At 47.8% G+C, this 14,186-nt stretch carries 11 protein-coding genes; 4 read left to right on the top strand and 7 right to left on the bottom strand.

Features of this window, described 5'->3' with window-relative positions; all coding sequences use genetic code 11:
• Positions 1 to 2: 2 nt before the first annotated feature.
• From iolD to iolA, 4 genes are all read right to left on the bottom strand, one after another.
• Positions 3 to 1,916 (bottom strand): 3D-(3,5/4)-trihydroxycyclohexane-1,2-dione acylhydrolase (decyclizing), encoded by a 1,914-nt coding sequence (gene iolD, locus ACH32G_RS05545; RefSeq protein WP_448814083.1) that lies wholly within the window; start codon positions 1,914 to 1,916, stop codon positions 3 to 5.
• Between the two features lie 24 nt (positions 1,917 to 1,940).
• The gene (gene iolC / locus ACH32G_RS05540) at positions 1,941 to 2,933 is read right to left on the bottom strand and encodes a 5-dehydro-2-deoxygluconokinase (RefSeq protein WP_448814082.1); all 993 of its coding nucleotides are present in this window, start codon (positions 2,931 to 2,933) and stop codon (positions 1,941 to 1,943) included.
• A gap of 23 nt (positions 2,934 to 2,956) precedes the next feature.
• On the bottom strand, positions 2,957 to 3,772 hold the full coding sequence (iolB, locus tag ACH32G_RS05535) for a 5-deoxy-glucuronate isomerase (protein ID WP_327814914.1): 816 nt from the start codon (positions 3,770 to 3,772) through the stop codon (positions 2,957 to 2,959).
• A 68-nt stretch (positions 3,773 to 3,840) separates the two neighbouring features.
• A complete protein-coding gene (gene iolA / locus ACH32G_RS05530) occupies positions 3,841 to 5,304 on the bottom strand; it encodes a methylmalonate-semialdehyde dehydrogenase (protein WP_448814081.1) in 1,464 nt (487 codons plus the stop codon).
• 443 nt (positions 5,305 to 5,747) lie between these two features.
• Between iolA and ACH32G_RS05525 the strand changes: the two genes are divergently transcribed.
• The 3 genes from ACH32G_RS05525 to ACH32G_RS05515 all read left to right on the top strand — a co-directional run bounded on the left by ACH32G_RS05525 (position 5,748) and on the right by ACH32G_RS05515 (position 9,035).
• Entirely contained in the window at positions 5,748 to 6,503 is a 756-nt protein-coding gene (locus ACH32G_RS05525; protein WP_188154246.1) for a DeoR/GlpR family DNA-binding transcription regulator, read from the top strand.
• A gap of 84 nt (positions 6,504 to 6,587) precedes the next feature.
• Positions 6,588 to 7,520 carry an aldo/keto reductase gene (locus tag ACH32G_RS05520; protein WP_448814080.1) on the top strand — a complete coding sequence of 311 codons (933 nt, stop codon included), beginning with the start codon at positions 6,588 to 6,590 and terminating at the stop codon, positions 7,518 to 7,520.
• A 126-nt stretch (positions 7,521 to 7,646) separates the two neighbouring features.
• A complete protein-coding gene (locus ACH32G_RS05515) occupies positions 7,647 to 9,035 on the top strand; it encodes a sugar porter family MFS transporter (protein WP_016937415.1) in 1,389 nt (462 codons plus the stop codon).
• Positions 9,036 to 9,078: 43 nt separating this feature from the next.
• Here the strand turns inward: ACH32G_RS05515 and htpG are convergent, their stop codons facing one another.
• A complete protein-coding gene (gene htpG / locus ACH32G_RS05510; RefSeq protein WP_327814917.1) occupies positions 9,079 to 10,959 on the bottom strand; it encodes a molecular chaperone HtpG in 1,881 nt (626 codons plus the stop codon).
• 547 nt (positions 10,960 to 11,506) lie between these two features.
• On the opposite strand from htpG, the gene ACH32G_RS05505 reads away from it, so the two are divergent.
• Positions 11,507 to 12,328, top strand: coding sequence for an SDR family oxidoreductase (locus ACH32G_RS05505; RefSeq protein WP_415305559.1), 822 nt, complete (start codon positions 11,507 to 11,509; stop codon positions 12,326 to 12,328).
• A gap of 52 nt (positions 12,329 to 12,380) precedes the next feature.
• On the opposite strand, the gene ACH32G_RS05500 is transcribed toward ACH32G_RS05505, so the two are convergent.
• Positions 12,381 to 12,980, bottom strand: coding sequence for a response regulator transcription factor (locus ACH32G_RS05500; protein ID WP_045925587.1), 600 nt, complete (start codon positions 12,978 to 12,980; stop codon positions 12,381 to 12,383).
• Positions 12,977 to 14,113: a sensor histidine kinase gene (locus ACH32G_RS05495; RefSeq protein WP_064779183.1), complete on the bottom strand. Its 1,137-nt coding sequence runs from the start codon at positions 14,111 to 14,113 to the stop codon at positions 12,977 to 12,979. Before ACH32G_RS05495 ends, ACH32G_RS05500 begins: the two co-directional genes overlap by 4 nt.
• Positions 14,114 to 14,186: the final 73 nt, after the last annotated feature.

Genomic DNA, 14,186 nt, shown 5'->3' with positions numbered 1-14,186 from the left:
CTCTAGTACTGCTTCGCAGACTTCAGCTTCATCTCTTTCGCTTCGAATGCCCGCTGAACACTTTCCTGCTCAGACACTTCCGCCACACCGACGTGCCACCAGCTGTCATAGCCGTCCGTCATCGTTTTCGGCAGAACCTTCATTTCAATTAAAGTGGATACGTCTTGCGTTTTCGCATCTTCAAGCGCCGCCTTCAGCTCTTCAACCGTATTGGCTCTGTATGTTTTAGCGCCGTAGCCCTCTGCCACCTTCGCGTAATCAACGTTTAAAATCTGATTGTCCTCTGTGCGGAACTCGCAGAAATAACTGCCGCTGCCGTGATCCATCTGCAGGTTGCTGATACAGCCGAAGCCGGAGTTATCAAAGAGCAGGACATTGATTTTTTTGTTATATTGAAGCGCGGTAATCAGCTCTGAGTGCAGCATCAGAAAGCTTCCGTCACCGACGAGTGAATAGACTTCTTTGTCTGGGTGGGCCAGCTTGAGGCCGAGCGTGCCTGATACTTCATATCCCATACAGGAATAGCCGTACTCCAGATGGTACGTATTCGGGACATTGGAATGCCACAGCCGCTGCAGATCTCCCGGAAGAGAGCCCGCCGAACTGATGACGACGCTGTCTTCAGGAATCGTGTCGTTGATGGTCAACAGCGCCGTTGTTTGCGGCAGCTCAGTCTCGAGCGCGTCGGCATACTCGTTTAACACGTCCTGTGAGAAATGGTTCTTAATTTCCGGTTCGAATGCGTCACGTGTAAAAGCGACTTTGCCGAGCCGGTCCCGTTCAGCGAGCCATTCATCTTTCCAGTCTTTAATCGCCGTGCCGAATGCACTTTTATATCCGTCTAATAAGCCGTGCAGCCTGCCGAGCGTCACTTTCGCATCGGCTACGACCTGAAATGCGTCAAGCTTGTAAGCCTGCATACGGCTGACATTGATATTCAGGAATTTTGCTTTGTCAAAATCAAACGCCGTTTTCGAGGATGTCGCAAAGTCCGTATACCGTGTGCCGACACCGATGATAAGATCAGCCTGACGGACGGCTTTGTTCGCGGCGAGTGTGCCCGTGATGCCCATGCCGCCCAGATTGTTGGCGAAATCAGCTTCAACCGTTGACTTGCCGGCCTGCGTTTCGACAAGCGGAATCCCGTATGTTTCAGAAAGCGCAATCAATTCCTCGCGCGCCCCGGAATACTTCGCGCCGCCGCCCACTAAAATGACGGGACGGCTGCTCTCCTTGATTCTCTCCGCGGCGCCCCTCAGCTCACGCTCGCTCGGCTGCATCCGGTCCATGTAATGAACGCGTTTTTCAAAGAAGCGTTCATCAAAATCAAATGCTTCTCCCTCGACATCCTGAGAAATGCAGATTGTCGCCGGGCCCGCTTTTGCCGGATCCGTCATCACTTCAAAGGCCCGGATTAAGCTGCTCATCAGCTGCTCGGGGCGGGTGATGCGGTCCCAATAGCGGGACACAGGCTTTAATGCATCGTTTGTCGTGACGGCGGCACTGTATTCCTGCTCCACCTGCTGAAGCACCGGGTCAGGCTGCCTCGTCGCAAATGTATCAGCCGGAAGCAGCAGCACCGGAATGTTATTGGCCAGCGCTGTACCCGCGGCAGCCGTCAAATTTGCGGCACCCGGACCGACCGATGTCGATACCGCGTAAATTTTTCTTCTCAGCATCTGCTTGCTGTATGCCATTGCGGCATGCGCCATGCCTTGTTCATTTTTGCCTTGATACACTTTCAGGTGCCCGGCGTCCTGCTCAAGCGCCTGCCCGATCCCTAACACATTTCCATGGCCGAAAATCGTGAAAATGCCCTCAACGAACGGCTCTTCATTCCCATCAACATGAATATACTGCCGGTTCAAGAATTTAATCAGCGCTTGTGCTGTCGTTAAGCGAATTGTCTTGCCCACAAACGATCCCACCTTTTATACGTTCTATTTACCATTCAGGCTGTGCTGTGCTTCAATCAGTTCGAGGATTTCACCGGCAGCCGGCATGGCTTCTGACGAGCTGTGTTTGCTGACGACGATGGAAGCGGAAGCGCTCCCGTATTTTAAGGCCGTTTCAATATCCCGGCCGCTGACAAGTCCGTAGATGAAGGCAGACGCATAGGAATCACCCGCTCCAAATGTCTTGAGCACCTTTGTTTTATAGGCGCGCGCCCGGAAAACTTCTCCCGATCTGCTGTATGCGTATGATCCGTCAACGCCGTGCTTAATAACGACAAGATCGGCGGAATGCGCAAACAAACGGCGGACGGTTTCATCGTTGTCTCCGCCGCTGCGGTTTTCCATCACGTCAAATTCGTCACGCGTTCCGATGACGATATCGGATTGTTCCGCCGCCAGCGTGTAATACACGGCGGTTTCTTCTGCCGATTGCCATGTATACGGACGGTAGTCGAGCTCAAAAACGACTTTTACGTCATGTTTTTTTGCGATATGCACCGCTTTTAGGACAGCTTCGCGCGACGGGCTTTTCGCAAGCGCCGTGCCTGATACGAGCAGCATTTTCGCGTTTGCGATGTAGCCTTCATTGACTTCCGACGGCTCAAGATACAGATCCGCCACGTTATCTCTGTACATCAGAATGCTGCACTCTTCGGGGCTGAGAATTTCCGTAAAAGCGAGTCCGGCTTTGCGCCCTTCTTTGTCAACGGCCATTTGTGACGTATCAACGCCCTTTCCCTGCATATAGGAAACGATGAATCTGCCATGCTGGTCGTCCGGGATTTTGCCGATAAAACCGGCTTTTAATCCGAGCTTGGCGCTGCCGATTGCAATATTTGCCGGGGAACCGCCGACATATTTAGAAAACGTCATCGTTTCTTCCATCGGCCGATTGTATTCCGCCGCGTTCAAATCAATACACGCGCGTCCGATTGCGACAATATCAAACTCTTTTTCTTCATTAAACGTATACTTCATCGTTATCTGCCACTCCTCACTTGTCAGCGTTCCAGAATCCATTCATGGGCCGGATCATTATGAAACTTCCATTTTCGTGTCGGTCCCGCCATTACATTCAGGTAGTAAGAGGTATACCCGTCCGGAACACCGACCGGGTGATAGCCCGCCGGCACGATGACAACGTTTTCATTTTCTGCGGTCATCGTCTCGTCAATCGAGCGGTCGTCCGTGTACACACGCTGGAAGACAAACCCCTGCGGCGGGTCCGTTTCATGGTAATAGGTTTCTTCTAAAAAGGATTCAGCCGGCAGATTGTCTTGGTCATGTTTATGCGGCGGATAGCTCGACCAGTTGCCGCTGTCCGTGTAAACTTCAACAACGAGAAGGCTGTTTGCCGATGGATCTGAATCGGGGAGAATGTTATGAACGGTTCGTTTGTTTGCCAGCTTGCCGCGATGTTCCACACTGTTGTCTTCCGCTTTAATCAGCTTTGTCGGAAGCTGGTGTTCGGACGGAGAGTAGCACAGCGCGACCCTCGCCCCGCTGACGGCTGTGATGTCAAAGGAGCGGTCATTGGACACATAAACACTGTCCGTCGGCTTTCTTTCAAATACGCTTTCACGGGTGCCGATGCTTTCAAATGTCTGATCATGATCCGTGACGGTGATTTTTCCCGTGAGCGCCACGATGCAGCACTCCGTCTTTTTCAAATCTTCTGTATATGTTGAGCCGGGAGCGAGATCAACGACTTTAAATCCGACGTATTTGAGGTCTGAATTGGCTGAAGTGACGTCATGTATGATGTTCACGCCTTGAGAAATCTCATCGGCCTGCGGTTTGCGCAGCAAATGACTCATGTGTATTCCTCCTTAATTGATGGTAAAAGAAAACCCGGACGGAATCACAAAGCCGTCCGGGCCGGCTGTCAATTGAAATCAGGAGATGGATATCGTGCCGTCACAACTTTTTTACGTGTATAAAAGTCAACGCTGTCTTTTCCGTTTGCGTGCAGTGTGCCGAAGAAAGAAGACTTCCAGCCCGAGAATGGGAAGAATGCCATCGGCGCCGGGACGCCAAGGTTGATCCCGAGCATTCCCGCGTCAATATTTTCACGGAAGTAGCGGATTGCATTCGCATTTGACGTGAACAGGCAGGCGCCGTTCGCAAATTCAGACTGGTTGGCGATATCAACCGCTTCTTTTAAGTTTTTCACACGCATGACCGACAGAACGGGCGCAAAGATTTCATCTTTCCAGATCGTCATATCTGTCGTCACGTTGTCAAAAATCGTCGGTCCGACGAAATAGCCGTCTTCCGTTACATTTTCACGGCCGTCACAAAGCAGTCTCGCTCCCTCTTCGATACCTTTTTCAATATAGCTGTGCGTACGCTTCTTGTTGTCCTCGCGGATGACCGGGCCTAAGAACACGCCGTCATCCAGTCCGTTTCCGAGCTTGATGTCCGCGGCCTTTTCCTGTAATTTCGCCATAAACTCATCGGCGATTCCCTCTTCAACCGTCACAACCGCGCAAGCCATACAGCGCTCTCCTGCCGAACCGAATGCCGCGCCGATAATGTTTGTGACTGTATCTTCAAGGTGGGCGTCATTCAGCACGATCGTGTGGTTTTTCGCCCCCGTTAACGCCTGCACGCGTTTCAAATGTTCGCTGCCTTTTTTGAAAACATACTCGCCGACAGGTTTTGAACCGACGAATGAGATGGCTTTAATCTCCGGATGCTCAAGAATGCCGTTTACGACGTCATGCGCGCCGTGCACGATATTGAAGACGCCCTTCGGCAGACCGGCCTGTTCAAACAGCTCTGCCAGTTTTTCCGTTAACAGCGGCGTGCGCTCAGACGGCTTCAGAATGAACGTGTTTCCTAACGAAATGGCCATCGGGAACATCCAGCACGGGACCATCATCGGGAAATTGAACGGTGCGATGCCGCCGACCACCCCGATCGGATAGCGGTAGTTCGCCGCTTCTACATCTGTGGCGATAGAGGCAAGTGAATCGCCCATCATGAGTGACGGCGCGCCTGCTGCGAATTCGACATTTTCAATTCCGCGTCCCACTTCACCGAGTGCTTCTGTCGTGTTTTTACCGTTTTCCAAAGTAATCAGACGGGCAAGCTCTTCTTTGTTTTGCTGGAGAAGCTGCTGATAGTTAAATAGAATTCTCGCACGGCGCGGCACTGCCGTCTTTGACCATGTTTTAAACGCTTCTGACGCTGAGCGGACGGCATACTCCACATCCTCCTGCGTAGAAATCGGAACTTGGCACATCACTTCTTTTGTAGCCGGATTGACAACGTCTTCATATTGATCTGTCTTACTTTCAACCCATTCACCATTGATGTAGTTTTTCAGTTTTCTGATCTCTGCCATGCTCATTGCCTCCTTAAATAGTAAACATCCTGTTCAGCTGGGTAATAACGGATGGATATATTCATCTTTTACATACAAAAGACATGAATTAAACGCTTACAAATGCTAAAATGATGGTGTCTCCCATTCTTTCCATGTAAAAGTTGGTCATGTACCGACCCAATCAAACGGTTACATCTATCATTTTTAATTTTACGGGTTACATTTTGGTCATTTCTTGGTTACATTTTAATCCCCACGCCACTCCAAGTCAATCTAAAAAATCAAAATTTTTTCATTATTTTCATCATACCTTTTTAGAGCAGGAAAACAGGAACTTGAAGAACGGTGTCGAATCGTACGGGAGATCCATCTTTTTTATCATTTGTTAAGTAACTATTGATTAACTTTTGGTGTTTATTATATATTTTAATTACTTTAAGAATTCTAGAAGGAGTTTTTTTATGAAACTGATGCGGATTCAGGAGATGGAAGAATACATTCTCAAACACGGAGCCACTTCGCTGGATGAGCTGTGCGAGGTTTTCAACGTCTCTAAAAACACGGTCAGACGTGATATTAATAAGCTTGCGGAAAAAGGGGTGATCAAAAAGGTGTACGGCGGCGTGACGTCAGCAGAAAAATCCATGCTCGTCCCTTTTGAGAACCGCACCATTCAACATCAGGATGAAAAAATCAAAATCGCCCGTTATGCGTCACGGTTTATCGAGGATCACGATCTTGTGTTTATTGATTCCGGCACGACGACCAAATCGTTGCTGGAGACGCTTGATCCGGATAAGAATGTGACGGTGCTGACGAACAGTCTTGATATTATTAACGCCGCTTCATCCATGAAAAATGTCGACCTGATCATCATCGGCAGCAACTACAAGCGGAAGACAAGGTCATTTGTCGGCATTGATGATCCGAGCACCCTCAATAAATACAATATTAACAAGGCGTTCATGTCCGCTACCGGGACAACGATCACCCACGGCCTGACGAATTCCGACTTGCTGGAATACGAGGTGAAAAAGAAAATTTCCGAAAAGGCGAACGAAGTGTATCTGCTCGCGGACCATTCCAAATTCGGCAAATCCACGCTTCTGACATACGCGCCTTTCGACCGGCTTCACAGCATCGTCACTTCTCAGCAGCTTGATGAGGAATATACAAAGTATTGTCAAGAGCACCAAATCGACATTCACTTGGCATAGCGTTACAATTAATAGAGAATGCGCTGCCGTATTTTTCCGGCAGGCGCTGTGATATCCTAATCTACTTTTTCAGGGGGCGAAAACATGAGCAAAGTAACAATCGGCAAAACTGACCTACAAGTATTTCCGATCGGTTTGGGAACAAATGCGGTCGGCGGACACAATCTCTATCCGAATCTGAATGAAGAGACGGGAAAAGAATTGATCCGGGAAGCGATTAAAAGCGGCGTTACCATGTTAGATACCGCCTATATTTACGGGGTGGGCCGTTCTGAAGAATTAATCGGCGAGGTGCTGAAAGAGTTTAACCGCGAGGATGTCTTCATCGCCACAAAAGCCGCGCACAGAAAAGAAGGCGATGACTTTGTTTTCGACAACTCACCGGCCTTTTTGAAACAATCAGTTGAAGACAGCCTGAAACGTCTGCAGACTGATTACATTGATTTATTCTACATCCATTTCCCGGATGAGCACACACCGAAGGACGAAGCCGTCCAAGCATTGAATGAGATGAAAAAAGAAGGAAAAATCCGTTCCATCGGCGTCTCCAATTTCTCTCTGGAGCAGCTGAAAGAAGCCAACAAAGACGGCTTAGTCGATGTGATTCAAGGGGAATACAACCTGCTGAACCGCGAGGCGGAAAAGACTTTCTTCCCTTATACGACAGAACACAGCATCTCATTCATCCCGTACTTCCCGCTCGTATCCGGACTGTTAGCCGGCAAATACGACGAGAACACCACCTTCCCTGAAGGCGATTTGCGCAATGATCAGGCGCATTTCCAAGGGGAGCAGTTTAAAGAAAACATCAAAAAAGTCAACCAGCTCAAACCGATTGCCGAAAAGCACAATGCCGACACGGCGCATATCGTGCTTGCCTGGTATTTGGCGAGACCTGAAATCGACATCCTGATTCCGGGCGCCAAACGCGCGGATCAATTAAAAGACAATATGAAAGCAGCCTCCATTACGCTTTCTGCGGAAGAAATCGCGTTTATCGACCAGCTGTTTTCCTAAGAAAAAAGAAACACGCCTTTTAAAAGGGCGTGTTTTTTTTTGAAGGTTTATATTTTTTTCACAGGGGAATGAAATAGTTATCTAAATAAACTATTATGCGTTCCTAAAAGATGAGGAGGATCATCTGTGAAGAAAAACACCAAAAAATATCTGATTTACTTTTTCGGAGCATTAGGCGGGCTGCTTTACGGTTATGACACCGGCGTGATTTCAGGGGCTTTGCTTTTTATCAACAATGATATTCCTTTAAACACGCTGACTGAGGGATTGGTCGTCAGCATGCTGCTGCTCGGTGCGATTTTCGGGTCCGCCTTAAGCGGGACATGCTCTGACCGATGGGGCCGGAGAAAAGTCGTTTTCGTCCTTTCACTCATTTTTATTCTTGGCGCGCTTGCCTGCGCAGCTTCGCAAACCGTCACCATGCTGATCATCTCACGTGTCATTCTCGGATTAGCCGTCGGCGGTTCAACGGCGCTTGTTCCCGTTTATCTTTCTGAGATGGCTCCGACAAAAATACGCGGAACGCTTGGCACATTGAATAACTTAATGATTGTAACCGGAATTTTACTTGCATATATTGTGAATTACATATTCACCCCATTTGAAGCTTGGCGCTGGATGGTCGGTCTCGCCGCAGTACCGGCGGCGCTGTTATTAATCGGAATCGCGTTTATGCCGGAATCACCGAGATGGCTCGTCAAACGCGGCCGTGAACAGGAAGCCAGACAAGTCATGGAAATGACGCACGACAAAGAGGATATCGCCGTTGAATTGGCGGAAATGAAACAAGGTGAAGCTGAGAAAAAAGAATCTACGCTCGGCTTGCTGAAAGCAAAATGGATCCGCCCTATGCTGCTGATCGGGATCGGCCTCGCCATCTTCCAGCAGGCGGTCGGTATCAACACGGTGATTTACTATGCGCCGACCATCTTTACAAAGGCCGGACTCGGCACCTCGGCGTCCGTTCTCGGCACAATGGGAATCGGTGTCTTAAACGTCATCATGTGTATCACCGCCATGATCCTAATTGACCGGATCGGCCGGAAAAAACTGCTGATGTGGGGAAGCATCGGCATCACCTTGAGCCTGGCGTCATTATCAGCCATTCTCCTTCTGGCCGGCCTGTCAGCTTCAACGGCTTGGCTGACCGTGCTGTTTCTCGGAATCTATATCGTCTTTTACCAGGCGACATGGGGTCCCGTCGTATGGGTCCTGATGCCGGAATTGTTCCCGTCAAACGCACGCGGGGCCGCAACCGGATTTACGACATTGATTCTGTCGGCAACAAACCTGGTCGTTTCACTGGTATTCCCGCTTATGCTGAGCGCCATGGGCATCGGCTGGGTATTCGGAATTTTCTCAGTCATCTGCCTCACATCCTTCTTCTTCGCCGCTTACATCGTTCCTGAAACGAAGGGCAGAAGTTTAGAAGAAATCGAAACGCACTTGAAAAAACGATTCTCCTTAAAGAAGCGCAGCAAACAAAATCAAATTCTTAAACAGCGCACGCTGTAATAAAAAAAGGAATCGCCCCCGATGGGCGATTCCTTTTTTGGCGTCATACCATAACTTTGCAAATATCATTCGTAAATTCGACCGGATCATGGATCGGCAGCCCTTCAATCAGAAGCGCCTGATTGTAGAGAAGATTTGTGTATAAAGCAAGCTTTTCCCGATCTTGTCCGTGCGCGTTCTTTAACGTCTCAAACACTTCGTGATTCGGGTTGATTTCCAGCACTTTTTCCGCTTTGACCTGCTGGCTGTCAGGCATCGCGTTTAACACTTTCTCCATTTCGATCGTCACTTCGCCGTCTGTCGCAAAGCAGACCGGATGAGATTTTAAGCGTTTTGATGCTCTGACATTCTTGACTTTATCCGCAAGAATGTCTTTCATGCTTTCAAACAGGTCTTTATATTCGTTTTCTTCGGCTTCAGTCTGCTTTTCATCTTCGTCACTGTCGATGCCTAAGTCGGCGCTAGATACGGATTTGAACTCTTTTTCCTCATAGCTTGTCAGCATTTTGATCGCGAATTCATCAATATCTTCCGTGAAATATAGAATCTCGTAGCCTTTGTCCGCCACCATTTCAGTTTGCGGCAGCTTTTCAATCCGCTCATATGAATCGCCGGACGCGTAATAGATATATTTTTGATCCTCAGGCATTCTGGACACATATTCATCCAGTGTGACGAGCTTTTTCTCCTTAGATGAATAGAAAAGAAGCAGGTCTTTTAATACGTCTTTATTCGCGCCGAAATCATTGTAGACGCCGAATTTCAGCTGTCTGCCGAAAGATTCATAGAAAGATTCGTATTTTTCCCTTTTGTTCTTCAGCAGGCTCTTCAGCTCGGCTTTGATTTTTTTATTGATGTTTTTCGCAATCAGCTTCAGCTGACGGTCATGCTGCAGCATCTCTCTGGAAATGTTCAGCGACAGATCTTCAGAATCCACCATGCCTTTTACAAAGCTGAAATGATCCGGAAGCAGGTCGGCGCATTTGTTCATGATCAGCACGCCGTTGGAATACAGCTCCAGTCCTTTTTCGAATTCCTTCGTATAATAGTCAAACGGCATGTTTTCCGGAATAAACAAAATCGAATTGTAGCGCACCGCTCCATCGACGCTGATATGCACGTGAGTCAGCGGTTTATCGAAGCCGTAATGCTTCTCAGCATAAAAAGCCTCGTAATCCTCATCCGTCAGCTCGCTTTTGTTTTTTCTCCAGATCGGCACCATGCTGTTGACCGTCTGTTCTTCCTGAACCTCTTCAAACTCGTTCTCGCTGCCCTCTTTCGGCTTGTTGACCGTCTCTTCCATTTTGATCGGGTAGCGGATAAAGTCTGAGTACTTTTTCACGATCGCTTTGATGCGGTAGTTTTCTAAAAACTCATCATAGCTTTCATCTTCTGTGTTTTCTTTTATTTTCAGGGTGATTTCAGTACCGACGGTTTCCTTGTCACACGGCTCGATCGTGTAGCCGGCAGCCCCTTCCGACTCCCATACATACGCCTCGTCACTGCCGAGCGCTTTACTTTTCACCGTGACTTTATCAGCCACCATAAACGCCGCATAAAACCCGACGCCGAACTGGCCGATAATGTCATGGCCGTCTTTCGTGTCATTTTCTTGCTTGAAAGCGAGTGAACCGCTTTTCGCAATCGTTCCGAGATGCTGTTCAAGCTCGTCTTTTGTCATTCCGATACCGGTATCTGTGACAGTGAGCGTTCTTGCCTCTTTGTCCGCTGTTACTTTTATGTAGTAATTGTCTTGATCAAACGTTAAAGAATCATCGGTTAGCGCCTTGTAATAGATTTTGTCAATCGCATCGCTCGCATTGGAAATTAACTCTCTGAGGAAAATTTCCTTCTGCGTATAAATGGAGTTAATCATCATATCCAGCAAACGCTTGGATTCTGCTTTAAACTTTTTTTTCCGCACTTCAGATCTCTCCTTTAATTATGCTTTGATGGTATGTAAAATCTTTTCAGCATCTATTTATCATATGCGGTGACAATTGTCAACTGGATCAGCAGATGCATATATTGTAAATTTAACATGTTAATGGATTCATTTCACCCATTTTATCAATAAAAAAGAGAGAATGCTGATCATCCTCTCCTTTCTTCTTCTTTCCAGCGGCCGAATTCCTTCTTCATCCATATGTATGACGGGTAGAAAAACAAACTAAATAAGAGAAGAGATCCCATGTTTCGCAAAGACTCGTGCAGAACATTTCTTACAGTGAGAGGAAATGTGATGTCATGAAATAAAATCGAAATAACGAAGGAAATAGCAAACCATATAGGGACAACGGTATAACAATAAAACGCTATCTCCTTCTTATGATGTATCTTCAAAATATGTAAGCCTCCCAATGATGTATATACATAATATTAACATATTTAATAGGTATTTAGAAATGGAGTTCTATATGTTTATCCCCCTATTCAGCGGGAACAGATATAGAAAAAGGAGGAATCGCAATATGGGAAGATTAACAGACAAAACCGCAATCATCACAGGGGCCGCGACAGGCATCGGACAAGCGACGGCACGGATTTTCTCCGATGAAGGCGCCCGCGTGATCTGCGGTGACATCAATGAAAGCGAACTGAATGAAACCGTCAGCGCCATCAGAAAAAACGGCGGAGAAGCAGAGGCCTTTCATCTTGATGTATCAGACGAAGAAAACGTAAAGTCTTTTGCAGACGGCATTCAGCAAAAGTACGGAACAATTGATATTCTTTTTAACAATGCCGGTGTTGACCAAGAGGGCGGCAAAGTCCATGAATACCCGGTCGAGCTTTTTGACCGGATCATCGCCGTCGATCTGCGCGGCACATTTCTGTGCAGCAAATATCTCATTCCGCTTATGCTCGAAAAAGGAGGCTCTATCATTAACACCTCCTCCATGTCAGGCCGGGCTGCAGACCTTGACCGCTCCGGCTATAACGCCGCAAAAGGCGGAATCACGAACCTGACTAAAGCAATGGCCATTGATTACGCCAGAAGCGGAATCCGCGTCAATTCCTTATCACCGGGCACGATTGAAACACCGCTCATTGATAAACTGGCAGGCACGAAAGAAGACAAAATGGGCGAGGCATTCCGTGAAGCCAACAAATGGATCACACCGCTCGGCCGGCTCGGAAAACCGGAAGAAATGGCGGCTGTCGCGCTCTTCCTCGCTTCAGATGACAGCTCATACGTCACAGGAGAAGACATCACGGCAGACGGCGGCATCATGGCATACACATGGCCGGGGAAAATGCTGATTGATAAGAAGTGGAAGGAAGAGACAGAGTGACGGCTAAAAAAATAAGCCAGTGCAAAAACACTGGCTGAACAAGGAGGGCTGGTTACTTAAACCAGCCCTTTTCCTTTGATCGGGTAATGGCCTCAATTCGATTTTTCACTTCTAATTTATCCAGAATCATCGAAACGTAATTACGGACTGTTCCGCTTTTGATGCTGAGGGCGTTTGCGATTTCTTTCGTATTTTTCCCGTCTGCGACGAGTTCGAGCACCGCTTTTTCCCGTTCAGTCAGCGGGTTTTCTTCACCATAGATGTCCTCCATTAATTCAGGGGCGTAGACGCGTCTTCCTTTCATAACGCTGCGGATGGCGCTGACGAGCTCCTCACTCGGGCTGTCCTTGAGCATGTAACCGCTGACGCCCGCTTTTAGCGCCCGCTGAAAATAGCCGGAGCGGGCAAAGGTCGTCAAAATGATGATTTTCACATCCCTGTCCTTGAGCTTTTCCGCCGCCTCAAGACCTGATACCCCGGGCATTTCAATATCCATCAGACAGATATCAGGAGCGTGTTTTTCGACGAAATCGATGGCATCCTGGCCGCTTGTGCCTTGGCCGACAACCGTCATATCCTCTTCTAAATTCAACAGCGAACCGAGTGCGCCAAGCAGCATTTGCTGATCCTCGGCAATGAAGATGTTGATCATCTGCTACCATCCTTTTCTTTTGATTTTGAATCATTTGGGATTCTCATGGTCAGCTTTGTTCCGGCAGCTGTATCGATGGCTAAACTGCCATTCGCGAATTCAAGCCGTTCTCTCATTCCAAGCAGGCCGTTTCCCTGTGAAAAAAAGCGGTCTTCTCTGCATTGAAAGCTGCCGTCGTCTTCTACCGTAATGACAACCTCTTTCCAAAGCTGCTGAATGGTGATGCGGCATACTTTGGCGCCGCTGTGTTTCACGACATTGGTGACGGCTTCTTTAATGCACATGCTGACGATGTTTTCATTCAGCAGAGAGATATGTTTTGGCGCTTCTTTTTCTTCATACACAAATTCAATTCCTGCCGCTTCAAGAATTTGCCGAACATTGCCGAGCTCATCCTTCAATCGGATGCCTTTCATCGACGAGACAATTTGTCTGACCTCATTTAAGGAGGTGCGGGCCGTCTGTTGAACACTTTTCAGCTCAGTGCGGGCCTGTTCAGGGTCCTTGTAAATCAACTTCCGGGCAAGGTCGCTTTTCAGTCCGATTAAGGAGAGCTTTTGTCCAAGTGTATCGTGAAGGTCCCGGGCGATGCGCTGCCTTTCTTCCAGCTTCACAAGATCCGCGATTCGTTCATTTGCATATTCTAATTTCTCCTCGAGGCGCTCTCGTGCCTTTCTGCTTCGAATGCTGAGCGGGAGCAGGATGGCACTGATCAGAGTGATGACGATAAACGGGATTTGCGTCAAAAACCAGTCTTTTTTCAGAACAAGGCTGAAGTTGACGGCAATCGCCGCACTGATGATATGAATGTAATATAAGATGTAAAATGGAACTTTGTCCCGGATATGGCCGATGAAGTAGGCGATAAAGAAAGCGAAATAAATATAGCTGAACAGCATGACTGATCCGGTCGAAATGCCGATCAGAAGAAACGCCCATAAGTAAAGCGGCCAGCCTTTTGCAACAAATGCAAAGCGGTATGCGCCAAAGAAAACAAGCGTGAAAATGATGCCGGCCACGATGACAAAGGTAGAAGAGCTTTTAAAAATAAAATAAAAAGGCAAGATGAAAAAAATCGTCCATATATAAGGAGAAATCCCATTCAGTTTTTGAAATTTAAAATATTTCTTCATCCTTATTCCACCTTCTGCCGCTTGTGTCTACCATCACTTTACCAAAACGCCGCCTTTATTGCATCCTCACACA

Source organism: Bacillus sp. CIS52 (genome assembly GCF_053545315.1).
Note: the sequence above shows the minus strand (reverse complement) of the source record. Positions and strands in the feature narration are given on the sequence as shown.

What these genes read in the sequence shown, in the direction of transcription:
- iolC (WP_448814082.1), bottom strand. Translation starts at nt 2,933, where the DNA reads ATGAAGTATACGTTTAATGAAGAAAAAGAGTTTGATATTGTCGCAATC.
- iolB (WP_327814914.1), bottom strand. Translation starts at nt 3,772, where the DNA reads ATGAGTCATTTGCTGCGCAAACCGCAGGCCGATGAGATTTCTCAAGGC.
- iolA (WP_448814081.1), bottom strand. Translation starts at nt 5,304, where the DNA reads ATGGCAGAGATCAGAAAACTGAAAAACTACATCAATGGTGAATGGGTT.
- ACH32G_RS05525 (WP_188154246.1), top strand. Translation starts at nt 5,748, where the DNA reads ATGAAACTGATGCGGATTCAGGAGATGGAAGAATACATTCTCAAACAC.
- ACH32G_RS05520 (WP_448814080.1), top strand. Translation starts at nt 6,588, where the DNA reads ATGAGCAAAGTAACAATCGGCAAAACTGACCTACAAGTATTTCCGATC.
- ACH32G_RS05505 (WP_415305559.1), top strand. Translation starts at nt 11,507, where the DNA reads ATGGGAAGATTAACAGACAAAACCGCAATCATCACAGGGGCCGCGACA.
- ACH32G_RS05500 (WP_045925587.1), bottom strand. Translation starts at nt 12,980, where the DNA reads ATGATCAACATCTTCATTGCCGAGGATCAGCAAATGCTGCTTGGCGCA.
- ACH32G_RS05495 (WP_064779183.1), bottom strand. Translation starts at nt 14,113, where the DNA reads ATGAAGAAATATTTTAAATTTCAAAAACTGAATGGGATTTCTCCTTAT.